We start from the raw sequence: 16,182 nt of genomic DNA, 5'->3' as shown, positions 1-16,182 counted from the left end.
GCCCGGTGAAGAATCGCCTAACGGTCTGCTCCTCGCACCTGATCACCCTGCCGAGCGCGCCCCACGGCCCGGTCCGCGCGGCGATCGCGACGGCCCGCGAGGCCGTCGCGGCCTTCGACCCGGAACTCGTGGTGTTCTTCGGCACCGACCACCGCCGGGCGTTCCGCGCGGTCGTCCCCACCTTCGCGGTGGTCCTGGCGGCCACGGCGCAGGGCGACGTGGCGGGCCCCGTCGGCACCTACGACGTGCCCTCCGAACTGGGCCGCGCCCTGGTGGCCAACCTCGTGGCGCACGACTTCGACATCGCCACGGCCTACGAGGCCGCGCTGGACCACGCGTTCGGCCACACGGCCCGCGACCTGCTCGGCGAGATCAACGCCAGGCCGGTGCTGCCGATCTTCATCAACTGCGCTTCACCACCGCACGCGTCCTTCCGCCGCGCGGCGTCGCTGGGACGCCGCGTCGGCGAGTTCTTCGCTGACAAGCGGCAGACCATGTTGCTGCACGGCATGTTGCAGATCCCGGAGTACATGCGTGCGGTGATCACGGCGTGCGCGAACGTGTCGGACGACGAGGTCGAGGAGAGGATCGCGGCGCGGATCCCGCGGCAGGAGCCTCTCCGCAACGGGATGAAAGCGGTTTTCTTCATCCCGGAGTCGGTGCTGGTGAACTCCGTCGGCGGACCCGAGGTGATGCGAGCGCAGCTGCTCCACCTGGAGAAGCTGGCCACGCGACCGAACGTCGTCGTCCGGATCGTGGCCCTCACCGCTGGTGCGCATGCCGGGATGGCCGGATCCTTCGACATGTTGACGTTCGACAGGTACGAGGACGTCGTGTTCCTGGAAAGCGAGAACTCCAGCCTGATCATCGAGGCGCCTGAGCCGGTCAAGGCGTACGGGCGCATCGTGGAAGGGCTCGATCAGGTCGCCTTGGATGCGGAACAATCGAAGGAGCTGATCAAGAAGTTGCTCATGTGAGGAGAAGCCGGTGGCCGAGTGGCGCAAGAGCAGCCGTAGCGCGAACGCCAGTGCCTGCGTGGAGGTCGCCACCGGCATCGGGATCCGCGACAGCAAGGCGCCCGCCGCTCACGTGGAAGTGAGCGCCGCCGCCTGGACCGCCTTCCTGAGCGCGGTGAAGTGCGACTGACCTACCCCAGGTGCGTCGCGCACGCTATCGATCATGCGCATCACACCGCGGCGCTGAGGTTCGTCCGGCGTCCATCCATCTCGCGGCTCGTCGCTCGCACTGGTGGCGCCACGTTTCGTTCGGCTGCTGGGAGGACTCCCGCCGGGCCCCGGACCCCGGCCGTGGCCCGGTCGTTACCATCCGAACCATGACCATGCCCGCGGCGATCGAAGCCGTCCGCGCAGCGTTCATCGGCCTGACCGCCGGGGAGTTCGAGCTGCCGCCGCGGCAGGCGTTCAGCGACAGCCGGTCGCTCGTGATGACGGTGCACCACCTGCCGACGGCGTCCACGGCGGTGAAGGTGCTCAGCCTCGAGGTCGAGCGCGACCCGGTGATCACCGGCACGGTCGTCTACTCGCACCCGGACGGGCAGTTCGTCACGGACGCGGTGCCGCTCACGACGTTGCGCACCGGGGCCGTGGTCGGTGTGGCAACGGATCTGCTGGCCGACGAGGACGCCTCGCACCTCGCGTTGCTGGGGGCCGGGGCGCAGGCGGCCGACCAGGTGCGGGCCGTGCACGCGGTGCGGCCGTTGAAGAAGCTCGTGGTGTTCAACCGCAACGCCGGGAAGGCGGAGGCGTTGCTGGAGAGCCTGAAGGACGAGCTGCCGGACACCGTCATGGACGTGGCGCTGGACGCGGAGGAAGCCGTGCAGAGCGCGGACGTCGTGTGTTGTGCGACGGCGTCGACGGTGCCGTTGTTCTCGTGCGACGCGTTGAAGGAACGGGTGCACGTCAACGCGATCGGCTCCTACCGGCCGGTGATGCGCGAGCTGCCGGAGGAGTTGCTCACGTGCGCGGAAGTCGTTGTGGTCGATCAGGTCGAGGCCGCGCTGAGCGAGGCCGGCGAGATCATCCGCGCGGTCAACTCGGGCGTGCTCCGGCTGGAGTCGCTCGTCGAACTCGGTGCGGCGCTGGGAAATCCGCCGCTCCGTGAGGGCAGGACGGTGTTCAAGTCGGTCGGGGTCGCGGTGCAGGACTGGGCCGTGGCACGGCTGCTGGCGTGACAGAGCGCTGGACGTGAACCCCTCCGCCGCGGAAGTTCCCGTCCAGCGCCGTGATTCTCCCGGTCAGGCCATGCGCAACCCGGCCGGGAGAGACCTCACACCTGCCACTTCTGGTTGGCCGTGCCCGCACACTCCCAGATCTGGAGTCTTGTGCCGTTGGCCGAGGAGTTCCCGGTGGCGTCGAGGCACTTGTTGGCTTGCGGGTTCACGATGTCCTGAGCCCCGCTGACGGTCCACTTCTGCGCGCCGGTGCCGTTGCAGTCCCACAACTGGACCTGCGTGCCGTTCGCCGTGCCGCCGCCGGAGACGTCCATGCACTTGCCCAGCGCGCGGATCGTGCCGTCACCGGGACGGCTCCACTTCTGGGCCGCGTTGCCGTTGCAGTCGGTGATCTGGATGGGCGTGCCGTTGGCGGTGTTCGCCCCGGCCACGTCGACGCACTTGCCGCCGATGCCGCGGATCTCCGTGCCACCGCTGGGCGGCGGACTGTCGTTCGAGACGCGGACCCAGTCGATCACGAGCTGCTGCGGGAACGTCGTGCTGCCGTCCGGATAACCCGGCCACTCACCACCGACCGCGAGGTTGATGATGATGAAGAACGGCTTGTTGAACACCCACGTCTTGCCGCCGAGGTCCTGCGGCGTCTTGCGGCCGTAGACCTGGCCGTCGACGGACCACACGATCTCACCGGGACGCCAGTCGACGGCGTAGTTGTGGAAGCCGTCGGCGAGGTTCGGTCCGTTGTAGACCGACTGCAGGCCGCCCGCGCCGCTGTAGCCAGGGCCGTGGATCGTGCCGTACGCGGTGTTCTGCTGGTGTCCCAGGAACTCCATGATGTCGATCTCGCCGGAACCCGGCCACGGGTTGCCGCTGTTGATGTCCGCACCCAGCATCCAGAAGGCCGGCCAGATGCCCTTGCCGCGCGGCATCTTCATGCGCGCTTCGAACCGGCCGTAGGTCTGGGTGAACTTCCCCGCGGTGTTGATGCGGGCGGACGTGTACTCGCAACGGCCGTACCAGCACTGGTAGTTGCCGGGGTTCTCGCGCTTGGCGGTGATCACGAGATTGCCGTTGCCGTCGTGCGCCGCGTTGGAGGTACCCGCCTGGTACCACTGAGACTCGCGGTTGTTGCCGTTGTTGTTGCCCACTTCCATTTGCCACTTGCCGCCGTCGACACCTGTGCCGGCGGGAGCGTTGAACTCGTCGGCCCAGATCACCGCCGCATTGGCAGGGGGAGCTTGGGTGGTGGTGGTGACGGTGATCCCCGCGGCCACCATCAAGGCGGCGGCGAGGGCCGTCCCGATGCGTCGCTGCATCGAACCGACCTTTCCTGGATTTAGTTGTGCGCCCAGTGGTTCGGAAGTGTTGTCATGCCGTGACTCTCGGTCAACTTGTAAACCTTTTCACGTTGTTGTCAGATGGGAGCGCTCTCACCGACAGGGCGTCGCGGACGTCCCTGGGTCTGGAGGTGTAGCGGCGGCCGGGTGGAGCCGAACGGGCTGCTACCTATGGGGAAATTCGATTGCACCGGGTGGCGGCAACCGACAGCGTCGCGGTCATGAGACGGGGGATGCTCTGGTTGCTGGCGGTCGCGTGCGGCGTCGCGGTCGGCAACGTCTACTTCCCGCAGACGGTCACACCGCTGGTGGCCGAAGGACTGCGGATGGCTCCGGACCGGGCCGCACTGGTCGTCACGGCGGCTCAGATCGGTTATGCCTGCGGGATCTTCCTGCTGGTGCCGCTGGGCGACCGGGTGCCGTACCGGCCGTTGATCGCCACGTTGTTCGCGGTCACCGGGCTGGGCCTCGCGACGGCGGGGTTCGCGCCGTCGTTCGGGCCGCTCTTCGCCGCCGGGGTCGCGGTCGGCGTGACCACGGTGATCGCGCCGATCATCGGGCCGATGGTCGCCGGGATGGTCGCTCCCGACCAGCGGGGTGCGGCCAGCGGAACCATGCTCGCCGGCTCGGTCGGCGGGATGCTGCTCGCCCGCACGGTCAGCGGTGTGCTCGGCGAGTGGCTCGGCTGGCGGGCGCCGTACCTGGTGGCGTCCGGGCTCGCGTTCGTGATGGCGGTGGCGCTGTGGCGGGCGTTGCCGCGGACCGAGCCGCACACCCGGCAGTCCTATCCGGACCTGCTGCTGGAACCGTTGCGGTTGCTGCGAAGTGAGCCCGAGCTGCGACGTTCCTGCTGGTACCAAGCCATGATCTTCGGGGCGTTCAGCGCTGTCTGGGGGAGCGTCGCGTTGCTGCTCACCGGGCCGACGTACGGCTACGGCGCGCAAGCGGTCGGGCTGCTGGCGCTGGTCAACGCCGCGACGATGATCGCGACCCCGCTCGCCGGGCGCGTCGTGGACCGGCGCGGGCCGGATCCGGTGAACCTCGTGTGCATGCTCGCGGTGGTCGGCTCGGCGGCCGTGCTGGCGGCCGGGACCGCCGGTGGAGTCGGCGGGCTGGTCGCGCTGGTCGTCGGCACGCTCGTGCTCGACGTGGCGATGCAGTGCGGGATGGTGGCGAACTCGATCCGCATGTACGCGTTGAGCGACACCCACCGCGGTCGCCTCAACACCGCCTACATGACGTGCGGGTATCTCGGCGGCGCTGTGGGGTCGTGGCTGGGAGTGCGCGCGTACACCCTGTTCGGCTGGCGCGGAGTCTGCGCACTCGTGGCTCTCATGGCGTTCGCGGCCTTGGCGCGTCACCTCGTCAGACAGCGTGTTGACATCAGCGGCTAATGACATTAGCTTTTGAGCTATGGCAGCTCGCCCCGGACTCACCACCTCGAAGGTCGTTGACGCCGCGCTGGAACTGATCGACGAGCAGGGCGTCGAAGGACTGACGCTCGCCGCCGTCGCCGCCCGCACCGGTGTCGCCACGCCCTCGCTGTACAAGCACGTCGCGAACCTCCAGACACTCCGCGACCACGTCGGCGTGCGGGTGCTGGAGGACATGACGGACTGGTTCACGAAGGCCGTGCTCGGGCTGTCGGGCGACGAAGCCGTGGCAGCTCTCATGCACGCGTACCGCGCGTACGCGGCGAAACACCCGCACCGGTACGCGGCCATGCCGATGGATCCGCTGCACGACGAACTGCAGAAGGCGGCGGGGACGAAGCTCATCGAGGTCATGCTCGCGACGCTGCGCAGCTACGGCCTGGAGGGCTCCGCCGCCATCCACGCCACGCGGCGGTTGCGGGTGATCGTGCACGGCTTCGCGTCGATCGAGTCGGGCGGTGGGTTCGGCCTGCCGGAAGGACTCGACGACACCTACGACCAGCTCGTCCGGATGTATCTCACCGATCTCAGGGGGCAATCATGAAGTGGACGCTCACGGCCGCAGGCCTGCTCTTCCTGCTGTACCCGGTGTTCAGACCGTGGGAGGACGAGACGACGACGCAGGGCGCGGCCGCCGCGATGGGGTCGGCCGCGTGGGTCGCGTCGCACCTGTTCGCGATGATCGGCTTCATCCTCGTGCCGATCGCGTTGCTGGAGATCCACCGGAGCGCTGCGATCACGTTCTGGGTCGGCGCCGGGCTGACGTTGCCGTACTACGGTGCGGAGGACTTCGCCCTGCACGAGATCGCCGCGCAGCCCAACATCGTCGAACTCGCAGAGGCTGTGCGCTACAACCCCGTTGCCGTCACGACCTTCGCCATCGGGCTGGTGGGGATGGGCGTCGCGGCGATCATGGTCGCGCTCAGGCTGCGCACGCTGCCCGCGATCCTGTTCGCGGCGGGGTTCGCGTTGTTCCTGCCGCAGTTCTTCACGCCGCCCGCCGTCCGCATCGCGCACGGCGTGCTCATGATCGTCGGCTGCGTGTGGCTCGCGTGGGCCTCAGCGCGGAGTCAGGCGGAAGACCCGCAGCTCGCGGCCGCCTGACCGCTCGACGTAGTCCTCGAACGCCGGCCAGGCCGCCACCAGCTTCCGCCAGGCGGCCTCGCGCTCGGCACCGGTCAGCAGCGTCGCCCGCACGTCGCGGACGTCGCCGCGGACGTTCACCTGGATGTCCGGGTTCTTCAGCAGGTTCGCCGTCCACGCCGGGTGGTGCGGCTTGCCCCAGTTCGATCCGACGACCAGCATGCCGTCGCCGTCGGCCACGTACTGGACCTGGTTCTCGCGCCGCTCACCGGACTTCGCGCCCGTGGAGATCAGCGTCAGCCCGGTCTGCTTGCTGAACGAGACGGTCATGACCTTGCCGCCGGTCAGCTTGTACAGCAGGCGGTCGGTGCCGATCACGGCCTTCTCGAACCAGGACATTCAGAGCACTCCCGTCGACCTCGCCGCGTGGACGGCGGCGGTTCTGTTGTGCACCCCCAGCTTGCGCATCGCGCCCCGGAGGTAGGCCTTGACGGTTTCGGTGCTCAACCCGAGCTCGGCGGCGATCTCCCGGTTGGACGCACCGACCGCGGCCAGCCGGAGCGTATCGAGTTCGCGCGGCGTCAGTCCGGTCGGGACGGTCACGGGAGCTTCACCGCCGAGGTCCTGGTGGACCTTGCGCAACCGCTCGCGCAACGCCGGATCGCCGACGAGTCTGGTGACCTCGGCGAGTTCGCGCAGAGCGGCTTTGGTGTGAAGAGAAGGCATGTCCAGGTCCCCTGCGAGGCCCCGCGCGATCGCGCCGGCCATCCTGATCGCCCGGTCGCCGACGGTCGTCTGCCCGCGCACGGCGCCGTAGAGCACGCCGTGCACAGTGCCGCGAACCACGACCGGGTAGGCGAACACCGAGGTCAGGCGTTCGTCGACGACCACCATCTGGTCGAACTCGTGGGTGATCGCGCGAGTGGAGGCGTAGTCGTTGACGCGGACCGGGGCGCCCATCGCGATCGCGGTGCCTCCCAGGCCGCGGCCGGCACCGATCCTCAAGCCGTGCAACGACGTGCCGTGCGTGCCGTAGAAGCTGCTGAGCACCAGGTCGCGGCCGGGCGTGACGGCGCCGCCGAACACGACGGGCAACCCGGTGGCACGGCGGAGCATGTCCAGGCGTTGCGGCAGCAGTGCCTGAAAACGGTCTGGCAGCACGTCCCGCAGTGTCGCTGACGGGCGCACCCTCGAAAAGGGGTGCACCCCCGTACGGGGGTATACCGATGACCTGGGGTCTCCTCACCCTCTGGGAATGTCCAGTCACGACACCTACCGCGCGGCCCGCGACCTGATGCTCGCCGACCCCGCGTCGTTCCGCTGGCCGAGCTTCGGCAGCAGCTTCAACTGGGCGCACGACTGGTTCGACCTCATCGCCGAGGGCAACACCGCGACGGCGTTGCACATCGTCGAGGAGGACGGGTCCGAGCGCGCCTACACGTTCGACGAGATGCGCCGCCGGTCGAACCGCGTCGCGCGGTGGCTCGCGTGGCACGGCGTCGGCAAGGGCGACAGCGTGATGATCATGCTCGGCAACCAGGTCGAGCTCTGGGAGTCGATGCTCGCGGTGATGAAGCTCGGCGCGGTGATCATGCCGACCACCACGGCACTGGGACCAGCCGACCTCGCGGACCGGCTCAAGCGCGGCAACGTCCGGCACGTCATCGCGCGCGCCGCCGACGCCGACAAGTTCGAGGACGGTCCGGTCCTCATCGCGGTCGGCGGCGCCGAGGCGGGCTGGCTGGACTACGCCGAGACCGGCGAGGCGCCGGACAACCCGGTGCCGCACCCGAAGACGAGGGCGGACGACCGGCTGCTGCTGTACTTCACCTCCGGCACGACCAGCCGTCCCAAGCTCGTCGAGCACACCCAGACGTCGTACCCGGTCGGCCACCTCACGACCATGCGCTGGATCGGCATCAGGCCGGGCGACGTGCACCTCAACATCAGCTCGCCCGGCTGGGCCAAGCACGCCTGGAGCTGTTTCTTCGCGCCGTGGATCGCCGAAGCGACGATCTTCGTCTACAACTACACGCGGTTCGACGCCGCCGCGTTGCTGGGCCAGATCCGCGCCAAGGGCGTCACCACGTTCTGCGCGCCGCCGACCGTGTGGCGGATGCTGATCAAGGCCGACCTGAGCGGCGGGCCGGGGGCGCTGCGGGAGGTCGTGGCCGCCGGTGAGCCGCTCAACCCCGAGGTGATCGAACAGGTCCAGAAGCAGTGGGGCCTCACGCTGCGGGACGGCTTCGGCCAGACCGAGACCACGCTGTCGGTGGGCAACGTTCCCGGCGCACCGGTGAAGCCCGGCTCGATGGGAACGCCGTTGCAGGGCGTCCCGGTCGTGCTCGTCGACCCGATCACCGGCGAACCGGCGGAAGAGGGCGAGATCTGCATCGACCTCGCGCAACGGCCGATGTCGCTGATGGTCGGCTACCACGGCGACGAGGAGCGCAACGCCGAGGCGATGGCCGGCGGTTACTACCACACCGGTGACATCGCATCGCGTGATGAGGACGGCTACCTGTTCTACATAGGACGGACGGACGACGTGTTCAAGGCGTCGGACTACAAGATCTCGCCGTTCGAGCTGGAGAGCGTGCTGATCGAGCACCCGGCGGTGACGGAGGCCGCGGTCGTTCCGGCGCCGGACCCGGTGCGGCTCGCCGTGCCCAAGGCGTACGTGGCGCTGAGCGCGGGCTGGGAGCCCAGTCGTGACACCGCGCTCGCGATCCTGCGGCACGCCCGCGAGAACCTGGCTCCCTACCAGCGGATCCGGCGGCTGGAGTTCGCCGAGCTGCCCAAGACCGTGTCCGGCAAGATCCGCCGCGTCGACCTGCGCACCCGTGAGGAGGCCGGTGCGCGCGGTGGCGAGTGGCGCGACGAGGAGTTCCCCGAGCTGCGCCGGTAGGCCGCTTGCCCAGGGTGATCTACTGGTCACATGGTGCGAAAGATCGCGGGTCGTCCGGCGGTGATCACCGGAGCCGCCTCGGGAATTGGCCGCAGCCTCGCGCAACGGCTGTCCCGGCACGGCTCACCGGTGGTCATCGCCGACGTGAACGAAGCTGGGCTGGAGGAGACCGCCAAGTCGCTGCACGGCCCGGTGCTGAGCCGTGTGCTCGACGTGCGGGACGCCGACGACGTGCACCGGTTCGCCGGGGAGGTCCGCGACTGGCTCGACCTGCCGATCGCGGCGGTGTTCAACAACGCGGGCGTCGCCACGTCCACGACGGTGCTGAACTCGGTGCCGGAGGACGACTCCTGGCTGTTCGACATCAACTACTGGGGTGTCGTGAACGGCACGAGGGCGTTCCTGCCGTTGCTGCTCGAGCGCAACTACGGCGTCATCGTGAACACCTCCAGCGTGTACGGGCTGCTGGGAATGCCGAAGAACAGCGCCTACTGCGCCGCGAAGTTCGCCGTCCGCGGGTTCACCGACTCGTTGCGCCAGGAACTGCGCGGCACGGGCGTGTCCGCGGTCACCGTGCACCCCGGCGGCATCAAGACCAACATCATCCGCAACGCCCGCATCCACAGCGATCCCGACGGCAAGGGCCGGTCGCTGGAACAGATGGCGGCGGACTTCGACAAGATCGCGCTGACCACGCCGGACAAGGCCGCCGAGATCATCCACCGCGGTGTCGAGGCCGGCAAGGCGCGGATCCTGGTCGGGCCGGACGCGTACGTGTTCGACGCGCTCGCCCGCATCGCCCCGACCCACTACTTCAGCGTGATGGCGCGCCTGTTCGAACGGTGAGGCATGATCTCCGCCGTGGTTTCCTCCGCGGTGGTGCGACGCACTGAGCAGTGGTTCGTGCGGCAGGGCGCGCCGACGATGATCGAGGGCTACGGCTTCCGGTCGCACGTCCTGCCCCGGATGCTGCCCGCGCTGACGTTCGTGGCGGTCGGCAGCCTCGCGTGGCTGGTGCTGCTGCGCTCCACCGGGCTGTCGAAGTGGGTGCTGCTCGGCCTGATCGTCGCGGTGATGGTGTCCGCGTGGATCTTCCTCTCGCTGTTCGTGCGGCGACTGCCGAGCTTCTCCCGGCAGACGACCGTCGTGCTGTTGGTCGTGTATTCGGCGATGCCGGTGATCGTGCCGACACTGCAGTACGTGGTCAACGACGAGATCATCACGCCGGGAGCCGAGAATCCCAAAGCGGAGCTGTGGGTCAACGCGCTGTGGTTCATCGCCTTCTTCGGGGTGGCGTTCGTGGCGACGATGCTGGCCACCACCTACGGGCTGGGATCGTTGCTGAAGGCCGCCATCCGGCACGTGATCGCCGACCTGCGCAACAGCGTGCACCTGCTCGGCCGGGCGTTGCCGCCGATGCTGTTCGTGACGCTGTTCCTGTTCTTCACCGGCGAGCTGTGGCAGGCGATGAACCAGCTGAGGTGGCCGCGCGTCTCGTTGATCGTGCTGCTGTTCGCGGCCGTCACGGTGCTGGCCGCGGCCGCGCGGTTGCGGGACGAGATCGGCAGGGTCGAACAGGACCTGCGGCCGGAGGTGCTGGCCGTCGCGTGCCAGGGCACGCCGCTCTCCGGGGTCGAGATCGCGGAACCGTTGCCGCCCAAGCGGTTGAACGGACGGCAGCTGCGCAACCTGCTGATCATGCTCGCGATCCGGCAGCTCGTGCAGGCCGCGGTGGTCGGGCTCGCGCTGTTCTCGTTCTTCGTCGTGCTCGGGTTGATCGTGGTCACGCCGGACATCGCCGCGCAGTGGATCGGTGGCTCGGTGACCCCGTCGATCATTCCCGGTGTGCCGTCGGCGATGTTGCGCAACGCCACGCTGTTCGCGGCGTTCGGCAGCATGTACTTCTCGGTGATCTCGATGAGCGACGCCGAGCACCGGCAGCGGTTCTTCGCGCCCGTGCTCGAGAAGGTCGAACGGACGCTGGAGGTCCGCGCGGTGTACCTGGCGGTCAGAGAGCGGGCTGGGGGCTGAGCGCGGTGTCGCGGCTGGGCGGCGCCCCGAACCGGCGCCGGTACTCGCGGCTGAACTGCGACGGGCTGTCGTAGCCGACGCGGTGGCTGACGCCCGTCACGTCCCTGGTGGTGGCGAGCAGCAGCCGTGCCTCCTGCAGCCGGATCTGCTTCTGGAACTGGATGGGGCTCATCGCCGTGACGGCCTGGAAGTTGCGGTAGAAGGCCGACTCGCTCATGCCCGCGATGCGCGCGACGTTCTCGACCTTGAACGACTCGGCGTAGTTCTCGCGGATCCATTTCACCGCTCTGGCGATGTGGCTGAGGCTGCTGTCCTGGGTGCCGAGCTGGCGGACGACGGCTCCTTGTTCCGAGGTCATGACCCGCCAGAGGATCTCCTCCTTGATCAGCGGGGCGAGCGCTTTCGCGTCCCGCGGGTGGTCGAGGAGCCTCGCGAGCCTGGTGACGGCGTCGATCAGCTCCGGGGTGGCGTCGCTGACGGCCAGGCCTTCAGGAGTGCCTCCGGTCTTCGGCAGGTCGTGGCGCAGCAGCAGTTCGGCGACCTTCTCCGGGCGCAGGACCAGGCCGATGCCGAGCGCGGGTTCTTCCGGGCTGATGTCGACGTAGTTGCCGGTGATCGGCATGTCGATCGAGGCCACCAGGTACTGGCCGGCCCGGTAGTCGTAGATGCGGTCGCCCAACGCGATGCGTTTGCGGCCCTGCGCGACGAACGCGAGGATCGTGCCGGTCATCGACGGCGTGGGCGGGCTGCTCCTGGTCGTCCTGGAGACCAGCACGTCCTCGATTGCCGTGGTCAGGTCCGGCCTGGCGTGCTTGGCGAGCAACGCGCGCAGTTCGTCCACGCTTCGCGATGCTCCCGGCGGTGGGACGATCAGGCAAGTCCCTCGAGGTCGACGCCGTGCTCGGTCAGGACTCGGCGCAGCTCGGCGTCGGGCTCGTGCACGATCCGGCCGTACGCGGGCGGCAGGGTCGGGTGCAGGTCGCGCAGGTCGTGGTCGGCGTCCCAGCCCAGCCACACCTTCTCGTACCAGTCGGGGACGATTTGGTGGGCGTGCCCGAACAACCGCAGCTTCTCCCGCAGCTCGGCATCGGTCCGCACGTAGGACAGGTGCCGCAGCCAGATGTCCGAGAGGTGGGCCTCGGCGTCCGGGTGACGCGTGCCCGAGAAGCGGACGCCCTTGCGGATCGCGATCGGGGCGGTCAGCCTCTCCGGCGGCTCGACGCGGTGCTCGATCGTCTTCCAGTACGTCAGCAGCCTGGCCCTGATCACCGCGTGCTCGCCGGACCCGCAGAGCGCTGTCAGTTCGCGCAGGTCGTCGTCCAGCAGGATCTCGTCGGAGTCGAGGCACAGCGCCCAGTCGCAGTCGTCCAGCGCGTCCAGCCCGGCGTTGCGCGTGTCCTGCTCGCTCTGCCACTCCGCCTCGATCACCTCGACGCGCGGGCCGAGCGGAGGAACGGGCGTGAGCGTCGTCGGCGCGCCGGACTGCGCACGGGTGCCGCGCAGCAGCACGACCCGGTCGACGACCTTGAGCAACTGCCCGGTGACAGCGGGCAGGAACCGCCACTCGTTGAGGACCGGGATGGCGGCACCGAGCTTCATGGTGATCACCCTATCCACTGCTACGGTGCGGGAACGAGGTCGGCGCGGACCCGCCGGCCCAGCGTGAGAAGGGTTGGCTCGATGAGCTTGCTGCGCAGTTACGTGTCGGGTCGGTGGCACACGCCGGACGCCGAGGGCACGCCGTTGCACGACGCCGTGACGGGGGAGGAGATCGCCAGGATCTCGTCCGCGGGCATCGACATGGCCGCAGCGCTCGACCACGGGCGTTCGGTCGGCGGGCCCGCGCTGCGCGAGCTCACGTTCCACCAGCGCGCGCAGCTGCTGAAGGCCCTCGGCCTGTACCTGAAGGACCACAAGGCCGAGCTGTACGCGCTGTCCGCACGCACGGGCGCGACCCGCTCCGACTCGTGGATCGACATCGACGGCGGCATCGGCGTGCTGCTCGGCTACGCGTCCAAGGCCAAGCGCGAACTGCCGAACGACCACGTGTTCGTGGACGGCGCCGTGGAACCCCTCGGCCGCGGCGGCACGTTCGTCGGCCAGCACATCTGCACGCCCCTGCGCGGCGTGGCCGTGCAGATCAACGCCTTCAACTTCCCCATGTGGGGCCCTCTGGAGAAGTTCGCGCCCGCGTTCATCGCCGGCGTCCCGTCACTGATCAAGCCGGCGTCCCAGACGGCCTACGTGACCGAGAAGCTGGTCGAGCTGATGCTCGCCTCCGGCCTGCTGCCCGAGGGCTCGCTGCAGCTGGTCTGCGGCTCGGCCGGCGACCTGCTCGACCACCTGACGCCCCAGGACCTGGTGGGCTTCACGGGTTCGGCCTCCACCGCCCAGCACCTGCGCACGCACCAGGCCGTGATCCGGTCGTCCGTGCGCTTCAACGCCGAGGCGGACTCGCTGAACTGCTCGATCCTGGGCCCGGACGCCGTCGCCGGCACACCGGAGTTCGACCTGTTCGTCGACCAGCTCGTGACGGAGATGACCACCAAGGCGGGCCAGAAGTGCACGGCCATCCGCCGCGCACTGGTCCCCGCTTCCCTGATGGACGCGGTGGCCGAGGCCACGGCCGCCCGCCTCGCCGACGTGGTGATCGGCAACCCCGCCGACAAGTCGGTGAAGATGGGTGCCCTGGCCGGTCTGGAACAGCGCGAGGAGGTCCGCCGCTCGCTCAAGGCGTTGCGGGAGAGCGCCTCCGTGGTCTACGGCGACGGCCCTCTGTCGCTTGTGGACGCTGACGCGGAGCGCGGCGCCTTCATGTCGCCGATGCTGTTGCGCGCTTCCGCTGACGCCGTGCAGCCGCACGAGGTCGAGGCCTTCGGACCCGTGTCGACGCTGATGCCGTACTCGTCGGTCGACGACGCCGTCGCCCTGGCGGCTCGTGGTTCCGGCTCGCTGGTCGGGTCGATCGTGTCCGCGGACAGTTCCTTCGTGCGTGACGTTGTTGTCGGTGTGGCGCCTTGGCACGGGCGGTTGCTCGTGCTGGACCGCGACGACGCCGGCGAATCCACCGGCCACGGGTCCCCGTTGCCGATGCTGGTGCACGGCGGCCCCGGACGAGCCGGTGGTGGCGAGGAGATGGGCGGCATGCGCGGCGTGCTGCACCACATGCAACGCACGGCCGTGCAGGGTTCTCCTCGCACGCTGGCCGCTGTCACGAACCGGTGGGTCGCCGGGGCCCCGCGGAACACGGAGCCCGTGCACCCGTTCCGCAAGACGCTGGCAGAGCTGCGGGTGGGCGACACCGTGGTGGCCGGGCCTCGTGAGGTGACTCTGGAGGACATCGAGCACTTCGCGGAGTTCACCGGCGACACGTTCTACGCGCACATGGACGAGGAAGCCGCTGCTGCCAACCCGTTCTTCGGCGGGCGGGTCGCGCACGGGTATCTCGTGGTGTCGTTCGCTGCCGGGTTGTTCGTCTCGCCTGAGCCAGGGCCGGTGCTGGCCAACTACGGGCTGGAGAACCTCCGGTTCCTGACGCCGACCTTCCCCGGTGATTCGTTGACCGTGACGTTGACGGTCAAGCAGATCACGCCTCGGGAGGATCAGGAGTACGGCGAGGTTCGGTGGGACGCGGATGTCGTCAACCAGAAGGGCGAGTCGGTGGCTCGGTACGACGTGTTGACGTTGGTGGCCAAGGGCTGAGGGCGCGCTCGGGTGGTCCGGCTCGGTGGTTGCGTGGGCGCTTCACCGAGCCCGGTCATTTCATCGCCGCTTCGCGACGATTGCGATTTTGGGGCTTGATTTCTGGGCCTAGTGAGGCGCACATCGGCATGGTTGCGTTTGTGGCGGTCAGGTTCCGGGAATCACCGCTTCTCGGTTCACTCGATGGTGTTCATTTCGACCGTAATATTCTCGTGATCTTGCGGTAGAGTCGAACACGTGAACGACCCCGACCTTTCCCTCCTCTCCGCCGGCGAGCTGCTGCGCGGCATCGTCGACGAGGTGACGGAAATCCGGGCCCGCGAATACACGGTCATGCAGAAAATCGCCGAACTGAACCGGCGCGGAGCCGCGACCGAATTCGGCTACAAGACTTTGCCGCAGGTGTTGCAGCACGCGGTCCGCTGGGACCCCAAGACCGCGAAACGCTGGGTCGATCAGGCCGTCCTGCTCGGCAGCGAGATCACCCCGACCGGCAACGAACTGGCCCCCGAACTCCCCGTGACCGCCGAGGCAGCCGCCGAGGGCACGCTGTCGATCGAGCACGTCGCGGTGGTCGCCGAAGTGATGAAGTCGCTGCCCTCCACTTACGAGGCGCAGGTCGTGGGCTACGCCCGCGAATTCGCGCCCGCCTCGGTGCGCGCGCTGGGCACGAGGCTGATCTACGGGCTTTACCAGAACGACCCCGAACCCCGTGATCCCGAGCCCGCCCCGCCGGGCAACCGGCTGACGCTGCGCCAGGACAAGGCCGGGGACTGGAAGTTCGCGGGAACGATGGACGCGGTCACCGGCGCGAAGCTGGTCACGCTGCTGGACCCGCTGGCCAAGCCCCGGTCGACCACCGATGAAGGCCCGGACCCGCGCTCGCGGGACGAGCGCCAGGGCGACGCCCTGGCCGAACTGATCGACCTGATGCTGCGCGCCGATCAACTGCCCGAGCACGGTGGCGAACCGGTCACTCTCACCCTGACCATGGCCTACCAGGACCTGGCCGAGCAGGTGGGTCACGCGGTGCTGGACAACGGCAACCGTATCCCCGCTGACCAGGTCCGTCAGCTCGCTTGCACCGCGGGCATCATCCCGATCGTCCTGGGCGGGAAGTCGCAGCCGCTCGATGTGGGCCGCCGGTCGCGGCTGTTCACCGCCGGGATCCGCCGCGCCCTGGTGGCGCGTGATCACGGCTGCGCGTTCCCCGGCTGCGGTCGGCCGCCCAAGCATTGCGATGCCCACCACGTCCATCACTGGGCCGACGGCGGAGACACCCGCGTCGACAACGGCGTACTGCTGTGCCGTCACCACCACACGCTGATCCACCGCAGCGGCTGGGGCGTCACGATCGAGCAGGGCGTGCCGGTCTTCTACGCGCCCGCCTGGCTGGATCCGCGGCGCAGACCCAGACGCAACCAGCTCCACACCGCCGCCTGACCCCGGCCAGGGGGACGCGACCGGCCCCTCACCATCTCGACCGCCACGGCCGTG

Annotated in this window: 16 protein-coding genes; 11 read left to right on the top strand and 5 right to left on the bottom strand. The window is 69.0% G+C overall.

Annotation, left to right across the window (positions count from 1 at the left end):
- Window positions 1-5 precede the first annotated feature (5 nt).
- From IEZ09_RS18230 to IEZ09_RS18220, 3 genes are all read left to right on the top strand, one after another.
- Window positions 6-977 carry a Scr1 family TA system antitoxin-like transcriptional regulator gene (locus tag IEZ09_RS18230; protein WP_189254914.1) on the top strand — a complete coding sequence of 324 codons (972 nt, stop codon included), beginning with the start codon at window positions 6-8 and terminating at the stop codon, window positions 975-977.
- Between the two features lie 10 nt (window positions 978-987).
- Window positions 988-1,146 (top strand): DUF397 domain-containing protein, encoded by a 159-nt coding sequence (locus IEZ09_RS18225; protein WP_189254913.1) that lies wholly within the window; start codon window positions 988-990, stop codon window positions 1,144-1,146.
- Between the two features lie 187 nt (window positions 1,147-1,333).
- Window positions 1,334-2,191, top strand: a complete 858-nt coding sequence (locus IEZ09_RS18220; protein WP_189254912.1) for an ornithine cyclodeaminase family protein — start codon at window positions 1,334-1,336, stop codon at window positions 2,189-2,191.
- Window positions 2,192-2,286: 95 nt separating this feature from the next.
- On the opposite strand, the gene IEZ09_RS18215 is transcribed toward IEZ09_RS18220, so the two are convergent.
- Window positions 2,287-3,507: a glycoside hydrolase family 16 protein gene (locus IEZ09_RS18215; protein ID WP_189254911.1), complete on the bottom strand. Its 1,221-nt coding sequence runs from the start codon at window positions 3,505-3,507 to the stop codon at window positions 2,287-2,289.
- Between the two features lie 242 nt (window positions 3,508-3,749).
- Here IEZ09_RS18215 and IEZ09_RS18210 point away from each other — a divergent pair, with 242 nt between their 5' ends.
- Genes IEZ09_RS18210 through IEZ09_RS18200 form a run of 3 tightly spaced genes read left to right on the top strand, consistent with a single transcriptional unit; the run spans window position 3,750 to window position 6,065 of the window.
- Window positions 3,750-4,922 carry an MFS transporter gene (locus IEZ09_RS18210; protein ID WP_229812675.1) on the top strand — a complete coding sequence of 391 codons (1,173 nt, stop codon included), beginning with the start codon at window positions 3,750-3,752 and terminating at the stop codon, window positions 4,920-4,922.
- 19 nt (window positions 4,923-4,941) lie between these two features.
- Window positions 4,942-5,505: a TetR/AcrR family transcriptional regulator gene (locus IEZ09_RS18205; RefSeq protein WP_189254910.1), complete on the top strand. Its 564-nt coding sequence runs from the start codon at window positions 4,942-4,944 to the stop codon at window positions 5,503-5,505.
- Entirely contained in the window at window positions 5,502-6,065 is a 564-nt protein-coding gene (locus IEZ09_RS18200) for a hypothetical protein (protein ID WP_189254909.1), read from the top strand. Before IEZ09_RS18205 ends, IEZ09_RS18200 begins: the two co-directional genes overlap by 4 nt.
- Here IEZ09_RS18200 and IEZ09_RS18195 read toward each other — a convergent pair.
- Both IEZ09_RS18195 and IEZ09_RS18190 read right to left on the bottom strand, forming a co-directional pair.
- A complete protein-coding gene (locus IEZ09_RS18195; RefSeq protein WP_189254908.1) occupies window positions 6,021-6,443 on the bottom strand; it encodes a nitroreductase family deazaflavin-dependent oxidoreductase in 423 nt (140 codons plus the stop codon). The genes IEZ09_RS18200 and IEZ09_RS18195 overlap by 45 nt on opposite strands.
- Window positions 6,444-7,205 (bottom strand): helix-turn-helix transcriptional regulator, encoded by a 762-nt coding sequence (locus IEZ09_RS18190; protein ID WP_229812674.1) that lies wholly within the window; start codon window positions 7,203-7,205, stop codon window positions 6,444-6,446.
- A 94-nt stretch (window positions 7,206-7,299) separates the two neighbouring features.
- Between IEZ09_RS18190 and IEZ09_RS18185 the strand changes: the two genes are divergently transcribed.
- From IEZ09_RS18185 to IEZ09_RS18175, 3 genes are read left to right on the top strand one after another with little or no spacing between them, the layout of a single operon-like run.
- Window positions 7,300-8,952: an AMP-binding protein gene (locus IEZ09_RS18185; protein WP_189254907.1), complete on the top strand. Its 1,653-nt coding sequence runs from the start codon at window positions 7,300-7,302 to the stop codon at window positions 8,950-8,952.
- A gap of 30 nt (window positions 8,953-8,982) precedes the next feature.
- Window positions 8,983-9,798, top strand: coding sequence for an SDR family NAD(P)-dependent oxidoreductase (locus IEZ09_RS18180; protein WP_189254906.1), 816 nt, complete (start codon window positions 8,983-8,985; stop codon window positions 9,796-9,798).
- Between the two features lie 3 nt (window positions 9,799-9,801).
- Window positions 9,802-10,983, top strand: a complete 1,182-nt coding sequence (locus IEZ09_RS18175) for a hypothetical protein (RefSeq protein ID WP_189254905.1) — start codon at window positions 9,802-9,804, stop codon at window positions 10,981-10,983.
- Here the strand turns inward: IEZ09_RS18175 and IEZ09_RS18170 are convergent.
- Together IEZ09_RS18170 and IEZ09_RS18165 are read right to left on the bottom strand one after the other, a co-directional pair.
- Window positions 10,961-11,824, bottom strand: a complete 864-nt coding sequence (locus IEZ09_RS18170; protein WP_189254904.1) for an AraC family transcriptional regulator — start codon at window positions 11,822-11,824, stop codon at window positions 10,961-10,963. The two genes, IEZ09_RS18175 and IEZ09_RS18170, sit on opposite strands and share 23 nt — an antisense overlap.
- A 29-nt stretch (window positions 11,825-11,853) precedes the next feature.
- A complete protein-coding gene (locus IEZ09_RS18165; protein WP_189254903.1) occupies window positions 11,854-12,582 on the bottom strand; it encodes a glycosyltransferase family protein in 729 nt (242 codons plus the stop codon).
- Window positions 12,583-12,663: 81 nt separating this feature from the next.
- On the opposite strand from IEZ09_RS18165, the gene paaZ reads away from it, so the two are divergent.
- Window positions 12,664-14,685, top strand: a complete 2,022-nt coding sequence (gene paaZ, locus IEZ09_RS18160; protein ID WP_189254902.1) for a phenylacetic acid degradation bifunctional protein PaaZ — start codon at window positions 12,664-12,666, stop codon at window positions 14,683-14,685.
- A 237-nt stretch (window positions 14,686-14,922) separates the two neighbouring features.
- Window positions 14,923-16,128 carry an HNH endonuclease signature motif containing protein gene (locus IEZ09_RS18155; RefSeq protein WP_189254901.1) on the top strand — a complete coding sequence of 402 codons (1,206 nt, stop codon included), beginning with the start codon at window positions 14,923-14,925 and terminating at the stop codon, window positions 16,126-16,128.
- Window positions 16,129-16,182: the final 54 nt, after the last annotated feature.

It is taken from the genome of Lentzea flava, from assembly GCF_014648475.1.
In the GTDB taxonomy this organism is placed as follows: Bacteria; Actinomycetota; Actinomycetes; order Mycobacteriales; family Pseudonocardiaceae; genus Lentzea; species Lentzea flava.
The sequence above is the reverse complement of the archived record's forward strand: the minus strand, read 5'-3'. Positions and strand labels throughout refer to the sequence as shown.